General features: G+C 64.2%; 14 protein-coding genes. 7 read left to right on the top strand and 7 right to left on the bottom strand.

Annotation, left to right across the window (positions count from 1 at the left end; all coding sequences use genetic code 11):
- Nucleotides 1-70 precede the first annotated feature (70 nt).
- Both IG197_RS17030 and IG197_RS17025 read left to right on the top strand, forming a co-directional pair.
- Nucleotides 71-487: a MerR family transcriptional regulator gene (locus tag IG197_RS17030; protein WP_154386241.1), complete on the top strand. Its 417-nt coding sequence runs from the start codon at nucleotides 71-73 to the stop codon at nucleotides 485-487.
- The gene (locus tag IG197_RS17025) at nucleotides 435-830 is read left to right on the top strand and encodes a carboxymuconolactone decarboxylase family protein (protein ID WP_192313624.1); all 396 of its coding nucleotides are present in this window, start codon (nucleotides 435-437) and stop codon (nucleotides 828-830) included. The genes IG197_RS17030 and IG197_RS17025 overlap by 53 nt, the downstream gene beginning before the upstream one ends.
- Before the next feature lie 282 nt (nucleotides 831-1,112).
- On the opposite strand, the gene IG197_RS17020 is transcribed toward IG197_RS17025, so the two are convergent.
- The 4 genes from IG197_RS17020 to IG197_RS17005 all read right to left on the bottom strand — a co-directional run bounded on the left by IG197_RS17020 (nucleotide 1,113) and on the right by IG197_RS17005 (nucleotide 3,807).
- Nucleotides 1,113-2,480 (bottom strand): pilus assembly protein, encoded by a 1,368-nt coding sequence (locus IG197_RS17020; RefSeq protein WP_192313621.1) that lies wholly within the window; start codon nucleotides 2,478-2,480, stop codon nucleotides 1,113-1,115.
- 400 nt (nucleotides 2,481-2,880) lie between these two features.
- On the bottom strand, nucleotides 2,881-3,177 hold the full coding sequence (locus IG197_RS17015) for a thermonuclease family protein (RefSeq protein ID WP_246765175.1): 297 nt from the start codon (nucleotides 3,175-3,177) through the stop codon (nucleotides 2,881-2,883).
- 61 nt (nucleotides 3,178-3,238) lie between these two features.
- The gene (locus IG197_RS17010; RefSeq protein WP_067956516.1) at nucleotides 3,239-3,505 is read right to left on the bottom strand and encodes a PepSY domain-containing protein; all 267 of its coding nucleotides are present in this window, start codon (nucleotides 3,503-3,505) and stop codon (nucleotides 3,239-3,241) included.
- A gap of 89 nt (nucleotides 3,506-3,594) precedes the next feature.
- Nucleotides 3,595-3,807, bottom strand: a complete 213-nt coding sequence (locus IG197_RS17005) for a DUF1674 domain-containing protein (RefSeq protein ID WP_067956515.1) — start codon at nucleotides 3,805-3,807, stop codon at nucleotides 3,595-3,597.
- A 106-nt stretch (nucleotides 3,808-3,913) separates the two neighbouring features.
- Between IG197_RS17005 and htpX the strand changes: the two genes are divergently transcribed.
- The 4 genes from htpX (at nucleotide 3,914) to purH (ending at nucleotide 9,916) form a co-directional block, all read left to right on the top strand.
- Nucleotides 3,914-4,930: a zinc metalloprotease HtpX gene (htpX, locus tag IG197_RS17000; RefSeq protein ID WP_192313619.1), complete on the top strand. Its 1,017-nt coding sequence runs from the start codon at nucleotides 3,914-3,916 to the stop codon at nucleotides 4,928-4,930.
- The gene (locus IG197_RS16995) at nucleotides 4,927-6,330 is read left to right on the top strand and encodes an RsmB/NOP family class I SAM-dependent RNA methyltransferase (protein ID WP_246765174.1); all 1,404 of its coding nucleotides are present in this window, start codon (nucleotides 4,927-4,929) and stop codon (nucleotides 6,328-6,330) included. The genes htpX and IG197_RS16995 overlap by 4 nt, the downstream gene beginning before the upstream one ends.
- Before the next feature lie 91 nt (nucleotides 6,331-6,421).
- Nucleotides 6,422-8,143 (top strand): heparinase II/III family protein, encoded by a 1,722-nt coding sequence (locus tag IG197_RS16990; RefSeq protein WP_192313616.1) that lies wholly within the window; start codon nucleotides 6,422-6,424, stop codon nucleotides 8,141-8,143.
- A 156-nt stretch (nucleotides 8,144-8,299) separates the two neighbouring features.
- Nucleotides 8,300-9,916 carry a bifunctional phosphoribosylaminoimidazolecarboxamide formyltransferase/IMP cyclohydrolase gene (gene purH / locus IG197_RS16985; protein ID WP_192313613.1) on the top strand — a complete coding sequence of 539 codons (1,617 nt, stop codon included), beginning with the start codon at nucleotides 8,300-8,302 and terminating at the stop codon, nucleotides 9,914-9,916.
- Between the two features lie 190 nt (nucleotides 9,917-10,106).
- Here the strand turns inward: purH and IG197_RS16980 are convergent, their stop codons facing one another.
- From IG197_RS16980 to IG197_RS16970, 3 genes are all read right to left on the bottom strand, one after another.
- On the bottom strand, nucleotides 10,107-11,483 hold the full coding sequence (locus IG197_RS16980) for an MFS transporter (RefSeq protein WP_192313610.1): 1,377 nt from the start codon (nucleotides 11,481-11,483) through the stop codon (nucleotides 10,107-10,109).
- Between the two features lie 116 nt (nucleotides 11,484-11,599).
- Nucleotides 11,600-16,390, bottom strand: a complete 4,791-nt coding sequence (locus IG197_RS16975) for an NAD-glutamate dehydrogenase (protein WP_192313607.1) — start codon at nucleotides 16,388-16,390, stop codon at nucleotides 11,600-11,602.
- Between the two features lie 189 nt (nucleotides 16,391-16,579).
- A complete protein-coding gene (locus IG197_RS16970; protein WP_067966014.1) occupies nucleotides 16,580-17,191 on the bottom strand; it encodes a LysE family translocator in 612 nt (203 codons plus the stop codon).
- A 205-nt stretch (nucleotides 17,192-17,396) separates the two neighbouring features.
- Here IG197_RS16970 and IG197_RS16965 point away from each other — a divergent pair, with 205 nt between their 5' ends.
- Nucleotides 17,397-17,711 carry a YciI family protein gene (locus IG197_RS16965; RefSeq protein ID WP_067956501.1) on the top strand — a complete coding sequence of 105 codons (315 nt, stop codon included), beginning with the start codon at nucleotides 17,397-17,399 and terminating at the stop codon, nucleotides 17,709-17,711.
- Nucleotides 17,712-17,746: the final 35 nt, after the last annotated feature.

Genomic DNA, 17,746 nt, shown 5'->3' with positions numbered 1-17,746 from the left:
GGACAGGCCTTGACTTAGAGTGCGCTCGAACACCTAGCATCGCGAGCGTCGTAACGAGACAAGGTTGATGATGAAGATCGGTGAGCTTGCCAGGCGCAGCGGTTTGACCGCTTACACGATCCGCTACTACGAGCAGATCGGGCTGTTGCCCGTGGCCGACAAGGACGCCTCGGGGCAACGCGACTATGACGCCTCGATCCTCACCTGGATCGAGTTCCTCGGCCGGCTCAAGTCCACCGGCATGCCGATCCGCGAGATGCTGCGTTATGCCCGGCTTCGCCAGCAGGGTGAGGCTAGCGAAGCCGAGCGTCGCCTCCTGCTGGAAAGGCACCGCGACAAGGTCCTGGCCAATGTCGCCGATCTTCAAGCCAACCTCCTCGTTCTCGACGCCAAGATATCGGGCTACGCCGATGCAGAACAAAGGATCGAGACCAATGGACAACAACAACGAAAGCCGCTTCGAGCGCGGCACGCGCGCACTCTCTGACATCGACGGCGAAGGCGGGCGGAAGGTCGTCGAGTCTCTCGCCGACATTGCCCCCGATTTCGCCCGCTACATCATCGAGTTTCCGTTCGGCGACATCTATTCACGCCCCGGCCTCGACTTGAGGTCGCGCGAGATCGCAACGATCGCCGCCCTGACCGCGCTCGGCAATGCTGCGCCGCAGCTCAAGGTGCACATCCAGGCGGGACTGAATGTCGGTTTGAGCCGCGACGAGATCGTCGAGACCATCATGCAGATGGCGGTCTATGCCGGCTTTCCGGCGGCCCTCAACGGCCTGTTCGCCGCACGCGAGGTGTTCCAGGAAAAGCACAGTCTCGCAGCATGATGTCGTACCAATTGTCTAGTGCCATGGTCGCACTTGCCAAATCGATGGAAAGACCCCACCTTCTTCAAGTGTTCAACGAACTGAAAGGAGGTGATCCGATGTCGAGTGATTTCGTTTTCCAGAACGTGGCCTCAGCGGATTGCCCTTTCGGGAAGCAGTCTTCCCGTTAAGGCGCGAGAAGCGCGGCTGGTAACAGCCTGAGCCGCGCCATGGACGGAAACACGGAAAGGCCGCCTCTTCGCAAGAAGGGCGGCCTTTTTCCTTTCGGCGCATACCGTCCTGCTATTTGGTCAGCACCAGCCGCTCGATGTTCTGAGCGATTGTCTGAAAAGCAGTATCGAGTTCCTTGCCGTTCGAGGTCTCGAAATAACGCTTCACCACACCGTCTGGCGAAGCGCAGTCTTTCATGGTCTGCTTCGCAGCCGCGGTGTCGAGCTTGAAGCCGATGGTGAAAATCTCGATGCCCTTCTTTCGCATTTCCTTGCACAATGTCTTGGCTGCCGTGCGGGTCGCTGTCTTGCCGCTCGCATTGTAGGCGCTCTTCCCATCGGAAACGTCGAAATAGGACAGGTTGAATTCGCCGTCGGTCATCAGGATCGCGAACTTGGCCACCTTTTCCGGGTCGGCCTTTTCGGGCCGCTCCGACTTCTGAAACACCCCCGCCCAATTTTCCGACAAGGTGTACCAGGCCCACTGGATGCCGATATGCCCGGCGGTGCCGCCATCGGCAACAAAGGCGTCGATCTCGGTTTTGAGCTTCTTGCCGTCCTCGGTAAGTGGCACCACCTTCGCAGTGGGACAGGTTGGGGTGTAGTTGTATTCTCTGGAATAGTCGTCGATCAGATAATCGCGATTGACCATCGAAAGTTCGGGGCCAGCATCGGTGTACCGGTAATCACCCTTGCGCTCGGTGGCGCAATTGTCGGGGCGCGGCGCGCTCGAAACTGCTTTCGCATCGGTATTGGCTGGCGCTTGCTTGCGATCAGCACGACTGCGTTCAACAAACACAGAGCTTGACGCCAGATCGCCCGTGTTGACGGAGTTTGCGTAGGGCACCAGCGACATGCGCACGCGCGGTTCGCCTGCGGGCGTCTTCTCGCCCTTCAGGAAGCTGTCGACCGCATTCTTTGCCGCCATCTTCAAATCCTTGATCTTCTGACCCTGCATCGACCCGGTCACGTCGAGCATCATCGCCACTTCGATGCGCTTGTCGGAATAGAGTGACGCCGTCGACGCGGCGACACGCTGACGGTTGGACGTGCCGAACAACGGGAAGAACACATTGACGTCGATGTAGGCCGACGCCTCCACCGTGCCGGCGAGCTTGTCGACTGTCACCTTGTTCAACTCGACCTTTTCGCCCGGCGCCAGCAGACGGCCAGCATTGGCCTCGAGAAAGGCCCGGACTGTGGCGTCCGCATCCTCGAGCTTGATCTTGCCGGTCGTCAGATCGCGGGCGGTCGACGTCACCGCGGCATCAACCGCCTGCGACAGACCCGACTTCACGTTGAACAACTGCGCGGTGTTGATGCCGTAGCCGGCTGCCATGGCAAGAATGGAAATGGTGACGCCGCCAAGAATGGCAAAGTTGCCGCTGCTGTCTCCGGTGAAACGCCTTGCCGCCCGTGCCAGTGCCTGAAATTTCCGCATGTCCTGCCCCGCCGCCTGTGTGCCTCTGGCAAGGGCAAAGCAGGAAATCGGCCGCGGCCGCCCATTCAGCCGGGCACGGCGGCATCACCGCTTCAAGTCATTGATTTTCATTGAGATCACTGATCCACATGGTGAATGTGGGGTTAACCCGCTTGCAAACCGGCGGGCTTGTTTACCGCTCATTCACCATGGTGACGGCAGCACCGCTGGCGCCGCCTCACTTCGGCACACAGAGCCTGTGCCAGATCGGGTCACCTACACCAGCTGTCCCGCTTGCCGCCGCCATAAGCGCGCACCAGCCCGTCTTCGAGCATTGCCTTGGCGACCCCCTCACCGTCTCCGGTGCTGACGTCGGCAAGCACACGGCCGTAATATTTGGCGCCACCGATATTGGAGAGACTTATCGGACCCTCAGCGACAAGCCGGGCAAGGCTGCTCGTGCCGCCAGTGCCGCGGTTCGTTCATCCACGCACCGGCTTTTCATCTCCGGTGCGTCGATGCCACGAATGCGGATGTTCACCCGCAGCGTCTGCCCGGGCCAGATCTCGGCCTCGGCCAGGAGCGTGTCGCCGTCGATCACCTCGACGACGCGCGCGCTGACCGGCCCGGCGAAATTGTCCCGCCGTTTGGCTTCTACGGGAGAGGCAAGGCCGACACAAACCAGCACCGAAATAACCTTGAGCGGATTCGAATCCATTCAAGGTATTTATTCCTATGTCGTCGATTGAGCAATACGCCCGAGAGCAGGCGTTGCGAAACTACAACCTCGGCTCGCCGCTGACAGGATCGACCTTGATCTCCACCTTGGCCTTGTCGGATGTGTAGTAGGTCACGTCGTAATAGCCTTCGCTCTCCCAATCGATCTCGGAGATGTAGTGGAACTGGTCGCGCTGCTCGATCTTGGCGATGATCTCGGACAGCTTGAGCGAATTCTGCGGCGGCACCGCCGGTTCCTTGGTCTGCGCCTGCGCGGGCACGGCACCCAGCAGCACAACAAGTGCGAGTCCCGAAATCATCCTGGTCATGGCAGCTCCTTGCACGGTCCCTTGGAGAACGACCGGCTCGCGATTTCGGTTCCATCGCAGTCGTGCAAGGAAGACCCGACCCAGCCGCGTCAGAAGTCGCTGGTCAGGCCCTTGATTTCCCAGTCGCCATAGCGCCCGGGCTCCTTGCCGCCACGGCCGCCGATCTCGCGCGGCAGCTTGGCTTCTTCGGCCTTGTAGGCCTCGCGGCGCGCTTCCGCTTCGGCGAGCGCACGCTTGGCCGCCGGCGAAAGCTGCCTTGGCGCAGGCGTTTCCAGATCGGTCTGCAGCTTGGCGTCGTCCATGGGATTCCTCGGAAATGATTGAAACGCACCCTCGTCTCTCCCATCATATAGCGAAGCGCACAGCCGTGATCGACCCTGGCGCGCGCGGAAAAGGACGGAGTGAACGATGAACATGATGCGGACGGCGATGCTTCTGGCGACCATGACGGCGCTGTTCATGGGCGTCGGCTATCTGATCGGCGGCTACGGCGGCATGACCATCGCCTTCCTGATCGCGGCAGGCATGAACCTGTTCAGCTACTGGAATTCCGACAAGTTGGTCCTGCGCATGAACAATGCCATCGAGGTCGACGAGCGCAACGCACCTGAATATTACGCCATCGTGCGTGGCCTTGCCGCCAATGCCCGCCTGCCGATGCCCAGGGTCTATCTGATCGACAGCCCGCAGCCCAACGCCTTTGCCACCGGCCGGAATCCCGAAAATGCCGCCGTCGCCGCTTCCACCGGCCTGTTGCAGCGCCTCAGCCATGAGGAAGTCGCCGCCGTGATGGCGCACGAGCTCGCCCATATCGAAAACCGCGACACGCTGATCATGACCGTTACCGCGACCCTTGCCGGTGCGATCTCGATGCTCGGCAACTTCGCCTTCTTCTTCGGTGGCAACCGCGACAACAACAATCCGCTCGGCTTCGTCGGCGTTCTGGTGGCGATGATCGTGGCGCCGTTTGCCGCCATGCTGGTGCAGATGGCGATCAGCCGGACCCGCGAATATTCGGCCGACAGGCGCGGCGCCGAGATCTGCGGCAATCCGCTCTGGCTCGCCTCGGCCCTTGACAAGATCGCCCGCAACGTCGAACGCATCCACAACCCCGAAGCCGAGCGCAATCCTGCGATGGCTCCCCTCTTCATTATCAATCCTCTATCCGGCGAGCGCATGGACAATCTTTTCTCGACCCACCCCAATACAGAAAACCGCATCGCCGCCCTGCAGGCGATGGCGAACGAGGGTGTCGGTCGTCCAGCCCAGCGTACGGCACCCCAGCCGACGGCGCAGCCCTCGGCACCTTCCGGCCCGCAGGGTCCGTGGGGCGGTCGCCCTGCCGAGCAGTCCGCGCCCGAACAGCCACGTCCGTCCGGCCCCTGGGGCCGCAATCCGACCGGGCCGAAAGGCCCGAGGTCGTGAGCGGCGGTCAGCGCGACGACAAGCGAAACCGCGCACGCTCAGGCAATGCCAAGGGCAGTCGCCCGTCCACCGTTCCCGATGTCCCCGGCATCGCTGCGCGCATGGCGGCCGCCCGCCTGCTTGCCGCGACGATCGACGCCGGGACCCCACTCGACGGCCTGACCGATCACGAACACGGCCACCCGCAGTTCCGCGCGCTCGACATGCGTGACCGCGGCTTGGTCCGCGCCATCCTGGCCACCGCGCTTCGTCATCGAGTCACCATCGCCAAATTGCTGGCGCGCCGGCTGGAAAAGCCGTTGCCGGCCAACGCGACTGTTCTCACCCACATCCTTCATGTCGCGGCAGCCCAGATCCTGTTCCTCGACATTCCCGACAGCGCCGCCGTCGACCTCGCCGTCACCCACGCCAAGGCCGACCCGCGCACCGTGCGCTTCTCCGGCCTGGTCAATGGCGTGCTGCGCACCCTTGCGCGTGCCAAGGACGCCGAACTGCCCGAAATGCTGGCAACGACAAGTGACGCGCCGGACTGGTTCGTCGAGCGCTTGACGGCGGCCTACGGCCTCGAACAGGCAAAGCTGATCCTCGCCGCGCATCGCATCGAGGCGCCGGTCGATTTCACCGCCAAGGCGGATCCGGCCAAGTGGGCGGAGCAACTGGGCGGCACCGTGCTGCCCACCGGAACGATCCGGATCGAACGCCTCTCCGGCCCCGTCGCCGAACTCCCGGGCTTCGCCGAAGGCGCCTGGTGGGTCCAGGACGCCGCTGCCGCATTGCCGGCAAAGTTGTTCGGCGACGTCACCGGCCAGCGCGTTGCCGACCTCTGCGCTGCCCCCGGCGGCAAGACGGCACAGCTCGTGCTCACCGGCGCCAAGGTCACAGCGGTCGAAGCCTCGAAGAACCGCCTCGCCCGTCTTGCCGGCAATCTCGAGCGCCTTGGCCTCGACGCCGACAAGGTCAATGCCGACATTCTCACTTATGAGCCGGCCGAGCTGTTCGATGCCGTCCTGCTCGACGCGCCCTGCTCGTCCACCGGCACGGTGCGCCGCCATCCCGACGTGTTGTGGACCAAGTCGCCTGCCGACATCACCAAGCTCGCCGGCGTCCAGCGCGCTTTGCTCGACCGCGCCGTCAAGCTGGTGAGACCTGGCGGCAGAATCGTCTTTTCCAACTGCTCGCTTGATCCCGAGGAAGGCGAAGCGCTCGTTGCCGGCTTCCTCGCCGATCACAAGGCCAAGGTCGAACTTGACCCGATTCGGACAGGCGAGGTCGCAGGCATCGACGATTTCGTCACCGCCACCGGCTTTTTGCGCACCACGCCCGCTGGCCTCGACATCGGCAATGCCGCCATCTCCGGCCTGGATGGCTTCTTTGCAGCAAGGTTCCGACGCATCGCCTGATCAACACGGCGTTTACGAAAAATTCACCCTCGCGCCCGCCATTGAAACAACCTAATTTGTGTGACGACGTGGGGTTGCGTCAGGAGGGGTATTGTCGATCGCGGCGGACAACACGACGCGTCTTTGGGCTCTCGTTGCCAAGGAGTTCTGGCGTAAGACGCGCCGGCGCCTGCGCGCCGGGCCGGCCTACAGCTGGCGCTACTCCGGGCGCACGCCCGAACGCGTACTTATCGCGCCGCCGGATCTGCGCCTGGCCGATCCCCAGATCGCGCTCGAAATCTACTATGGCCGCTTTCCGCTGTCGGGCCATCTTGTCGAGACCGGCGGCCAGTCGCCCTTCCTGATCGACGTGCCCAATCGCGGCTGGCAGCGCAGCCTGCATGGCTTCCGCTGGCTGCGCCACATGCGCGCCGCCGGCACCGAGCTGGCCGCCGCCAACGCCCGCGCCCTGGTGTCAGACTGGATCGCGCTGCATGGCAGCCGGATTTCCGGCATCGCCTGGGAACCGGCAACCACCGCCAAGCGCGTCATCGCCTGGCTGCAGCACTCCTCGGTCGTGCTGCAGGGCGCCGAGTTCGCCTTCTACCGGTCTTTCCTGCGTTCGCTGGCAATGCAGATCCGTTATCTCCGGTCGATGTCACCCGAGATGCCCGACGGCAAGGACAGGCTCCGCGCCCGTGTTGCGCTCGCCTTCGCCGCATTGTCGCTGCCGGCGCCTGTCTCGGCGCTGCGCTCGGCCACGCGCAACCTCGCCGAGGAGCTCGACCGCCAGATCCTGCCCGACGGCGGGCACATCTCGCGCAATCCGATGGCGGTTCTCGAAATTCTCGCCGACCTTTTGCCGCTGCGCCACACCTACGCCAACCAGGCCGAGCAGCCGCCGCTGGCGCTGATCAATGCCGTCGAGCGCATGCTGCCGGCACTGCGCTTCTTCCGCCACCAGGACGGCAGCCTCGCCCGCTTCAACGGCATGGGCGCCACCATCCATGACCGCATCGTGGCGATCCTGCGCCATGACGACACCGCCGGTTCGCCGCCGCTGCACGCCACCCATTCCGGCTACGAGCGCCTCGCCATGGGCGGCACGACGGTGATTGCCGACACCGGCACGGCACCGCCGATCGACGTGTCGAACCAGGCCCATGCCGGTTGCCTTGCCTTCGAGATGTCGTCGGGCCGCCAGCACTACATCGTCAACGCCGGCATCGACACCTATGGCGCAGCCGATCTCAGGCCGCTGGCGCGGGCCACCGCGGCTCACTCCACCGTCACCATCAACGACACCTCGTCGGCCAGCTTCGCCCACTCGCAACGCGTCAGCGGCGTGCTCGGCAGCCCGCTTTTTGGCGGACCGAAATCGGTGCCGACCCAGCGCTTGGACAGACCCGGCATCCATGGCTTCGTCGCCCGCCATGACGGCTACGCCCAGCGCTTCGGCCTCCATCACGAGCGCGAGCTGAGCCTGTCGGCCGGCGGCAGCATCCTGTCGGGCTGCGACCGCATCCTTCGTGCAGGCAAGACGCCGATCAAGAATGATGGCCGCGATCTCGTCACCATCCGCTTCCACGTCCATCCCGACGTCCAGCTGTTCCGTGACCAGAAGGAGCGACTGGTGTTGACCGGGCCTGATATCGACACCTGGGTCTTCACCTCGCCTGATGTTGCGTCCGAGGTCGAGGAATCGATCTATTTCGCTGGTCTCGGCGGTCCCCGCCGCTCCCGCCAGATCGTGCTGTCGTTCAAGGCTTCGGAAATCTCCGAGGTGCATTGGCAGTTCTCGCGCACGCGCATCATCAGCCGCCTCGACGGCTAGAGCCGTCCAGGATTGCGGAGGCACCTTGAGCGCCTGATCGGCATCACCTCGGGAAATAGGCCGCATGCGCGGCTGCGCGCCTTGATTTCCGGGCCTCATGTGCTAGGCCGCCCGCAAGCAAAGTTTCCGCTCCCAACTTTGAAGGGCCCGCCACCCATGGCCGTCGTTTCCAAGAAGACCCCCGCACCCGACCTCGTGCCGATCCGGCGCGCTTTGCTGTCGGTCTCCGACAAGACCGGGCTGATCGAATTTGCCAAGTGCCTGACCAATGTCGGCGTCGAGCTGGTCTCCACCGGAGGCACCGCCAAGAGTATTTCGGCCGAGGGCATCGCCGTCCGCGACGTTTCCGAGCTCACCAAGTTCCCCGAGATCATGGACGGCCGCGTCAAGACGCTGCATCCGTCGGTGCATGGCGCATTGCTCGGCGTCCGCGACGACCCCGAGCATGTCGCTGCCATGGCCGAGCACGGCATCGAGCCGATCGACCTCGTGGTGGTCAATCTCTATCCCTTCGAGGAGGTCCGCGATTCCGGCGCTCACTACGCCTCGATCGTCGAGAACATCGACATTGGCGGCCCGGCCATGGTCCGCGCCTCGGCCAAGAACCACGCCTATGTCGCCATCGTCACCGACCCGGCCGACTACAAGGACGTGCTCGACAGCATCGTCGCCAACAATGGCTGCCTGACCTACGAGTTCCGCAAGAAGCTCGCCGCCAAGGCCTTTGCCCGCACCGCCGCCTATGACGCGGCGATCTCGGGCTGGTTCGCCGAGGCGCTCGAGATCGAGACGCCCGACTGGCGCGCTTTCGGCGGCAAGCTGCAGAGCGTCATGCGCTATGGCGAGAACCCGCATCAATCGGCCGGCTTCTACCTGACCGGCGACAAGCGTCCCGGCGTCGCCACCGCGACCCAGCTCCAGGGCAAGCAGCTGTCCTACAACAACATCAACGATACCGACGCCGCCTTTGAGCTGGCCGGCGAGTTCGACCCTGTCCGCACGGCCGCCGTCGCCATCATCAAGCACGCCAATCCGTGCGGTGTCGCCGAGGGTGCAACGCTGACCGAGGCCTATGCCCGGGCGCTCGCCTGTGACCCCGTCTCGGCTTTCGGCGGCATCGTTGCGCTCAACCGCATTCTCGACGCCGAGGCGGCCGAGGAGATCGTCAAGATCTTCACCGAAGTCATCATTGCGCCGGAGGCTACGCCGGAGGCCCAGGCCATCGTCGCTGCCAAGAAGAACCTGCGGCTGCTGGTGACAGGCGGCCTGCCCGATCCGGATCGCGTCGGGCTTTCGGTCAAGTCGGTCGCCGGCGGCCTGCTTGTCCAATCGCGCGACAACGCCGTCGTCGATACGCTCGACCTCAATGTCGTGACCAGGCGACAGCCGACCCAACGCGAGATCGAAGACCTGAAATTCGCCTTCCGTGTCGCCAAGCACGTCAAGTCGAACGCCATCGTCTATGCAAAGGATCTTGCCACGGTGGGTATCGGCGCCGGCCAGATGAGCCGGGTCGATTCATCGCGCATCGCCGCCCGCAAGGCGCTGGATGCCGCGGAAGCCGCCGGCCTCGCCGAACCGCTGACCAAGGGGTCGGTGGTTGCCTCCGATGCCTTCTTCCCCTTCGCCGACGGCCTGCTGTCTGCCGTCGAGGCGGGCGCCACTGCTGTCATCCAGCCAGGCGGCTCGATGCGCGACGACGACGTCATCGCCGCGGCAGATGCCCATGGTATCGCCATGATCTTCACCGGCGTGAGACACTTCAGGCACTGAGGGGCAGATACCTTCTCCTGTTGCGGGAGAAGGTAGTGAGCGGAGCAAAGCCGGACGAGGGGTTCTGGACGGAGTGAGGTGTTGCCAGAAAAGCGGCGAGCGCCGAAACCTTGAGACGCACCGCCTCGTCCAGCGCCGCTATCCGTCGTCTTCGGTGACAGCTTCTCCCACAGGGGGAAGATAATATCCGCTATTTCACCTCGTCAGCCGGATAGGGCGTGCGCAACAGCACTGCCAGCCCGACGACGAAGAATATGATGATCATCGCCATGCCAAGCCGTGGCGAGCCGCTCAGGGCGGTGACTGTCGCGACCACGAACGGCGCGACGAAGCTGGTCGCCCGGCCCGACAGCGCATACAGACCGAAATAGCGCCCTGCCTCATCGGCCGAGACACTGCGCGCCATATAGGAGCGCGACGACGCCTGCACCGGGCCGAAGGCAATGCCGACCAGCAGGCCGAAGGCAATGTAGGCCTTCTCGGCGGGCGTGCCGAACAGCCCGTTGGTATCGGCACCAGGCATCTGCCACAGGCCGAACAGCGTGTAGCCCGGTCCGGTGGAGACGATGCCGATGGTGGCGATCGTCAGCAGCACCAGCGAAAACACCACCACGACCTTGGAACCGAAGCTGGTGTCGAGACGGCTGGCAACCAGGCAGCCAAAGATGGCGACGACATTGAGAATGATGCCGTAGATTCCGATTTCAGTGATTGTCCAACCGAACATCGCAGCCGCGAACGCGCCGCCAAGACCGAGCAAGGCGTTGACGCCGTCCTGGTAAATCATGCGGGCGACGAGGAAACGGAAGATGCCGGTGCGCTGGCGCACCTCGCCGATCGTCGACTTGAGCTCGGAAAGCCCCAGCCGCATGGCCGGCCGGATGGCGATGCCCTTGCCGCTGTCGGGCGTAAAGAAAAACATCGGCAGGATGAAGACGAGGTACCACAGTGCTGAAATCGGGCCTGTGGCGCGAGCATCCTCGCCTGCCACCGGGTCCAGCCCGAACAGCGGGGCCGCACCGATGATGGTCTTGCCGCTCTCGGGCGACGCAGCCAGGAAACCGACGACGAAGATCAGCACGATCATGCCGCCGAGATAACCAAGGCCCCAGGCAATGTTGGAAATCTTGCCGATCTCCTCCTTCGAAACAAGGCGAGGCATCATCGAATCGTTGAAGACGATCGAGAACTCCGCCGCCACCGAAGCGAGCGAAAACAGCAGGACGATCGGCACCAGCGGCGATCCGGGCTCGGCATACCAGAGCAGGCACAGGCTGATGATCTTGATCGCGGCAAAGAATGCGATCCATGGCTTGCGCGGGCCGGTCTGGTCGGCGATCGAGCCAAGCACCGGCGACAGGATGGCGATGACGAAACCGGCTGCAGCAATGCCGTAACCCCAGGCTGCCTGGCCCATGGCCGGATCGGTCGCCATGCGCGAGACGAAATAGGGACCGAAGATGAAGGTGGTGACCACGGTGAAGAACGGCTGCGCCGCCCAGTCGAAGAACATCCATCCCCAGACGCCACGCCGAGGCGTGCGTTGAACCACCATCACGTCAGCCATCATCCCTCCGCGCGCGCCGCATCAGCGCGTTGTCTGGAGCTATAGCGCAGTTCGCTTGCGTGGTCCTTGAGGAAAATGCCTGCCACGGTTGCCGTGGCAGGCGCCATTGCAAGGGCTCAGCGTCCCGACAGGTCGCTCATCAGCCCGGCCGCCACCGTCAGGCGCGACACGGTGATGTCGCCACCCTCCGTCAGGGCCTGCAGCCTGTCGCGGGTGCGGTTGGTCCTGTCGCCGCCGGCGTCGAGCCATGCCGCGACCGGATCGGCAGCCTTGCCGAAACCGGTCAATGCCGCAACCGCGATGCCGCGTCGCGCCGCACCGATGGTGTCGGATGCACGCGACAGCGCCAGCCCCTCATAATAGTCGGAGGTGGCGATCGCATGCGTTGCATCCTCGATCCGCGGGATGCGGAACGCCTCGCTGACGCCGAAAAACGCCTTCGCCGCTGCCAGGATGTCGGCCTTGGCGGTCTTGGCCACCAGGGCGATGTCGGGCACCAGTTCGCCTGCCTCGAGCAGCGACAGCCGCTCGGCCAGTTTCTCCGGCGCACCGGCAGCGGCAAAGCCAGCCTTGCGGTTTTCGATGCGCTCGCGTGTGAAGGCAGGCAGCATGCCTGAGAACTTCGGCTCCAGTGCTGCGCGTGCTTCCTGCAGCTCGGCGATGCGGCTCGCCAATGGCGCGTCGCTGTGCTCGTTGCGCAGATACCAGCCGCTGGTACCGAAGATCAGCCGGCTGACCGCCTGATACAGGTCGAGCTGCAGCGTGCCGTCGACGACATTGTCGAGCGCGTCGATCTCGCGATAGAGCGCCGGCAGGGCAAAGCCATCGCGCACGACGGCAAAAGCCCGCACCACATCGGCCGCCGAACGGCCGCTGGCCTCCTGCAGCCGGTTGACGAAGGATGGCCCACCACGATTGACGAGATCGTTGGCGACGACACGCGCGATGATCTCGCGGCGCAGCCGGTGACCACCGATCTCGGCGGCATATTTCTTGGCCATGCGCTCGGGGAAGTAGCCGAGCAGATCACGTTCGAAATGGGCTTCGTCGGGCACGTCGCTGGCGACGATGTCGGAGAACAGCACGATCTTGGCATAGGCCAAAAGCACGCCAAGCTCGGCCCGGGTCAGCGGCTCGCCACGCGTCTGGCGTTCGGCCAGAGCAGGCGGCCATGGCAGGTTCTCGACGGCGCGGTCGAGCAGTCCGCGCGCCTCGAGCGCGCTCATGAAGCGGCCCTGATGCGCGATGTCCTGAATACCGCGCTTGGCCGCGACCGACAGCGCCAGCGTCTGCTCGTAGTTGTTGGCCAGCACCAGCCCGGCAACCTCCTCGGTCATTTCGGCGAGGAACTTGTTGCGTGCCGGCCGCTGCAGCGTGCCCTTGCGCATCGCCGAAGCCAGCGCGATCTTGATGTTGACCTCGACGTCGGACGAATTGACGCCGCCCGAATTGTCGATGGCGTCCGAGTTGCAGCGCCCACCCTTGAGGCCGAACTCGATGCGCGCCCGTTGGGTTGCGCCGAGATTGGCACCCTCGCCGATCACCTTGACCCTGAGGTCGGTGGCGGTGACGCGGATCGGGTCGTTGGCGCGGTCACCGACTTCCTGGTTGGATTCGCCGGTCGCCCTGACATAGGTGCCGATGCCGCCGAACCACAACAGGTCGACCTGCGCCCGCAGGATGGCGTTCATGATCTCGGTCGGCGATGCGGTCGTCTTGGCGAGCCCGATCGCCGTTGCCGCCGCATGCGGCAGCGTCACCGACTTCTGGGCGCGCGAAACGATCACGCCGCCTGCCGACAGCTTGGACTTGTCATAGTCCTGCCAGCTCGAACGCGGCAGGTCGAACATCCGCTTGCGCTCGGCAAAGGACGCGGCCATATCGGGCTCGGGATCGATGAAGATGTCGCGGTGGTCGAAGGCGGCGATCAGCTTCGTTTGCTCGGACAACAGCATGCCGTTGCCGAAGACGTCGCCCGACATGTCGCCGACGCCGACGACGGTGAACGGCGTCGTCTGGATGTCGCGGTTCATCTCACGGAAGTGCCGTTTGACCGCTTCCCAGGCGCCACGCGCCGTGATGCCCATCTTCTTGTGGTCGTAGCCGGCCGAGCCGCCCGAGGCGAAGGCGTCGTCGAGCCAGAAGCCGTGCTTCTCGCTGATGCCGTTGGCCGTGTCGGAGAAGGTCGCCGTGCCCTTGTCGGCGGCAACGACGAAATAGGGATCGTCGATATCGCGGCGGACAACGCCCACCGGCGGCACCACCTTGTCGCCGTCGAGATTGTCGGTGATCGACAGCAGGCTGGAGACGAAATTGACGTAAGCAGCCTTGCCGGCCTCGAACACCGCGTCGCGGCTGCCGCCCACGGGCAGGCGCTTGGGGAAGAAGCCGCCCTTGGCGCCGACAGGCACGATGACGGCATTCTTGACCTGCTGCGCCTTGACCAGGCCAAGCACCTCGGTGCGATAGTCCTGGGCACGGTCAGACCAGCGCAGGCCGCCGCGCGCCACCGCGCCGAAGCGCAGATGCAGCCCCTCGACCTCCGAACCATAAACGAAGATCTCGCGCCACGGCCGCGGCTCTGCCAGGCCTTCGACGCTGCGCGAGTCGAGCTTGATCGCCAGCGATTGGCCACGTTCCTTCTTACCCGCCACGAAGTGGTTGGTCCTGAGCGACGCTTCGATCAGGTTGACGTAGCGCCGGATGATGGTGTCGTCGTCAATATTGGGGACCGCCTCGAGCGCGTCCTTGATCTTGGCCTTGAGGTGCTTGGCGGTGACCAGGCCGTCCTGTTCCTGTGCCGGATCGAGCCGGGCGAGGAAAAGCGCGTGCAGGCCGCGCGCGATATCGGGATAGCGGTTCAGCGCTGCCGCGATGAAATCCTGGCTCTGCGGAATGCCGGCCTGCTGCAGGTAGCGGCCATAGGCACGCAGGATAAGAATCTCGTTGGAGCCGAGACCTGCCGTCTGCGCCAGCGCGTTGTAACCGTCATTGTCGGCGTCGCCGTTCCAGACCGACAGGAACACCTCTTCGAACAGCGCGCCACTGTCGGCGAGGTCGATCGGCTGGCCGTAGGCGTTCTCCAGCTCCATGTCATGGATGAAGATCTGGTCTTCGCCCTTCTCGCCCAGTTCGAATGTGCGCTCGCTGATAACGCGGAAGCCCATGTTCTCGAGCAATGGCACGCGCCGCGACAGCGCCACCGGCGCGCCGTGGTGATAGATCTTCAGCGAGGCCTGTGTGGACGCCTGGCCGGTGTCGCGATAGCAGTCGATGACGATCGGGTTGGATGCGCCGATCGAGGCGATGCGCTCGGCATCGACGAGGGCTGCCGCCGGCGAGAAGCTGTTCTGGTAGTCCTGCGGGAAGTGGCTGGCGAGCCTGACGAAAGATGCGGATGAGCCGGCCTCGGCTGAAGCCTCGCGCAAGCCGTCCTCCCAGGTCCGCACCATATCGCGGATTGCCGCCTCGATGGCCGTCTGCTCGACCTTGGGCGTCTTGCCGCCGGAGCGGCCGATGATGAAATGGACGCGCGCCAGCCCGCCCTCGGGGAAGGCCGGGTAATAGGCCGACAGGCGGCCTTCGAACACGGACTTGAGATAGGCGCCGATCTTCTCGCGCACCACCGAATCGTAGCGGTCGCGCGGCACGAAGACGAGGATCGAGACAAAGCGATCGAACTGGTCGACACGCACCAGCGCACGCACGCGCGGCCGTTCGATCAAGCCGAGGATGGCCTCGGAATGCTTGCGCAACGTCGGCACGGCGACCTGGAACAGCTCGTCGCGCGGATAGGATTCAAGCACGTTGATCAGCGCCTTGCCGGAATGGTCGGCAGGGTCGAAGCCCGACTTCTGCACCACGGTTTCGGCCTTGGAGCGCAGATAGGGAATCTTCATCACCGAGCGCGTGTAGGCGGTCGAGGTGAACAGGCCGACGATGCGCAGTTCGCCCGACAGCTGCCCCTTGGCGTCGTAGGTCTTGATGCCGATGTAGTCGAGATAGGCGCGGCGGTGCACCGCCGACTTGGCATTGGCCTTGGTGACGATCAGCGGATCCGGGCCATGCAGAAAGGCGCGGATTTCGGGTGTCGTCGACGTCGCGTCGATGGTGTCGCGGCGCAGCACCAGAACGTCGGGGTCGGCGAGGATGCCGAGGCCCGGCTTGTCGGAGCGTTCCAGTACGCCACTCTTTTCGCCGCCCGAATATTTGAATTCGCGCATGCCGAGGAAGGTGAAATTGTCGTCGCGCAGCCATTCGAGGAAGGCGATCGCCTCGGTCACCGCGTTCTTGTCGAGCGGGATCGGCGCATAGCGGAATTCCGAGATCGCCTGGTCGAGCCTGGCCAGCATCGGCTTCCAGTCGGTGACGGCGGCGCGCACCTGCCCAAGCAGCTTCTTCAGCCGCTCGCGCAACGCTTCTGCGGCTTCCTTGCCAAGCGGCGGAATGTGGACGTGAATGACGCTGACCTTGTCGGCCGCCTCCTCGCCCTTGTGGCCGCCATCGCTCAGGATCTCGTCGACGCCGGTGCGGCCATGGCGCACGTGGATGACCGGGTGGGTGACAAGCACCGGCTCGCCGGCGGCTTCGGTGATCTCGCCGAGCACCGAATCGAACAGGAACGGCATGTTGTCGTTGACGACGGTGACGACAGTGACCGGCCGGTCGTGACGGACGACGCTGCCGTCGGTCTCGATGTCGATGACCGAAGAACCTTTGCGGTGCTTGAGCACGGCCTGCTCGGCGAGCTGTGCTGCGCGCTCCAGCATGCCCGGCTCGTAATCGGCCACGTCCTCGGCCGGCGCTCGGGCGAGCAGCAATTCGTGCAGCTGGGGAGGTCTGTTGGAGGATTTGGAGGCGGATGCAGTCTTGGCGGATTTCGCCTTAGACTTCACAGATGCGGCCATGACGCTAGTTTCTCCCGTCCCGTCACATGCTTTTGCGACTATCGTAGCAGATGGCCTGCCTTTAGCGACAAAGGTTTGACGGAAGGTAGGCAAAAACGCCTATCGGGCAGGCAGAAATTGCCTGCAAAATAGGCTGACGCAGCGTCCCCAAGGCTCGCTGCGTACCCGGCCTGACAAAACTTTGGCCTTTTACCTCGCGGCAATCGCCGCGGCCGCACCCGCCATGGTCGTGGCGCTCACCCGATTCGCAATCTGCATCGCCCGCTTGCTCCGCAAAAGCTTGCGCGCCTGTGCTGCTGCGAACACCCAGGCGAGGTCGATGGCGATCAACACCGCCGCCATCGTCAGCGTCAGTTCCAGCCAGCCGACGACGCTCACCGAAGCCAGGTCGATGATCGTCGGCAACAGCGCCAGATAGAACATCATGATCTTGGGATTGCCGAGCGTCACGGCCATGCCGGCAGCGAAAAGCTTGAGCGGAGAATCCTGGCTCGGCATCTCGCCTTCGCGCGTGTCGACGGGGGCCGTCCACATTTTCCAGGCGAGGTAGACGAGATAGGCGACGCCAGCCCACTTCACCACGACGAAGGCCATGTGAAAGGACTGCGCCACGAAGGCGAGGCCAAACACCGCCAGCGAAAGCCAGATCGCCTCGCCGATCCACATCGCCGCCAGGAACGGCAACACGTCACGAAAGCCCTTCGAGATGACCCGTGCCACCAGTGCTGCAATGGAAGGCCCGGGCGAACCGGCGGCAACAAGCAGAGCACCGGCAAAGATCAGAAGCGAAGTCGGTTCCATCGTCATCCCCGAATGGCTGGTCGCGGAACCTTACGGCATGCGCCGCAACTTGCAACCGCCAGACGAACCAGGCGCCTATGCCATCAACTTTGCGAGATCGGACAGGAAAGCAGGTTGTCCAGGACAGCCTACAGGCAAATGAATAGCTCGCGCGCCGGCACGATGTCGGGTGGCCGGCACCTCGGCACGCCACGGAGGAGATGTCATGGCCAAGTTTCTCTTCGTCTATCACGGCGGCGCCATGCCGCAATCGGAGGAAGAAGGCGCCAAGGTGATGAAGGCCTGGATGGACTGGTTTGCCGGCTTGGGCGCTGCCGTCGTCGATGGCGGCAATCCGGTCGGCAAGTCGCAGACGGTTGCCGCCAACGGCGCTGTTACCAATGACGGCGGCGCCAATCCGGTCAGCGGCTATTCGGTGTTCGACGCGAAGGATCCCGCCGACGCCGCGCGCATCGCCAAGGGCTGCCCTATCCTCCACGCCGGTGGTTCGGTGGAAGTCGCACCCATCATCGAGATGTAGTCGGGGTCGCACCCACGCCCCAAAGCAAAAAGGGC

This window comes from Aminobacter sp. SR38, from assembly GCF_014843375.1.
In the GTDB taxonomy this organism is placed as follows: domain Bacteria; phylum Pseudomonadota; class Alphaproteobacteria; order Rhizobiales; family Rhizobiaceae; genus Aminobacter; species Aminobacter ciceronei.
The sequence above is the reverse complement of the archived record's forward strand: the minus strand, read 5'-3'. Positions and strand labels throughout refer to the sequence as shown.

Bases quoted from the DNA above. Each gene is read 5' to 3' on its own strand.
- IG197_RS17030 (WP_154386241.1), top strand. From the start codon at position 71: ATGAAGATCGGTGAGCTTGCCAGGCGCAGCGGTTTGACCGCTTACACG.
- IG197_RS17025 (WP_192313624.1), top strand. From the start codon at position 435: ATGGACAACAACAACGAAAGCCGCTTCGAGCGCGGCACGCGCGCACTC.
- IG197_RS17020 (WP_192313621.1), bottom strand. From the start codon at position 2,480: ATGCGGAAATTTCAGGCACTGGCACGGGCGGCAAGGCGTTTCACCGGA.
- IG197_RS17015 (WP_246765175.1), bottom strand. From the start codon at position 3,177: ATGGATTCGAATCCGCTCAAGGTTATTTCGGTGCTGGTTTGTGTCGGC.
- IG197_RS17010 (WP_067956516.1), bottom strand. From the start codon at position 3,505: ATGACCAGGATGATTTCGGGACTCGCACTTGTTGTGCTGCTGGGTGCC.
- IG197_RS17005 (WP_067956515.1), bottom strand. From the start codon at position 3,807: ATGGACGACGCCAAGCTGCAGACCGATCTGGAAACGCCTGCGCCAAGG.
- htpX (WP_192313619.1), top strand. From the start codon at position 3,914: ATGAACATGATGCGGACGGCGATGCTTCTGGCGACCATGACGGCGCTG.
- purH (WP_192313613.1), top strand. From the start codon at position 8,300: ATGGCCGTCGTTTCCAAGAAGACCCCCGCACCCGACCTCGTGCCGATC.
- IG197_RS16980 (WP_192313610.1), bottom strand. From the start codon at position 11,483: ATGGCTGACGTGATGGTGGTTCAACGCACGCCTCGGCGTGGCGTCTGG.
- IG197_RS16975 (WP_192313607.1), bottom strand. From the start codon at position 16,390: ATGGCCGCATCTGTGAAGTCTAAGGCGAAATCCGCCAAGACTGCATCC.
- IG197_RS16970 (WP_067966014.1), bottom strand. From the start codon at position 17,191: ATGGAACCGACTTCGCTTCTGATCTTTGCCGGTGCTCTGCTTGTTGCC.
- IG197_RS16965 (WP_067956501.1), top strand. From the start codon at position 17,397: ATGGCCAAGTTTCTCTTCGTCTATCACGGCGGCGCCATGCCGCAATCG.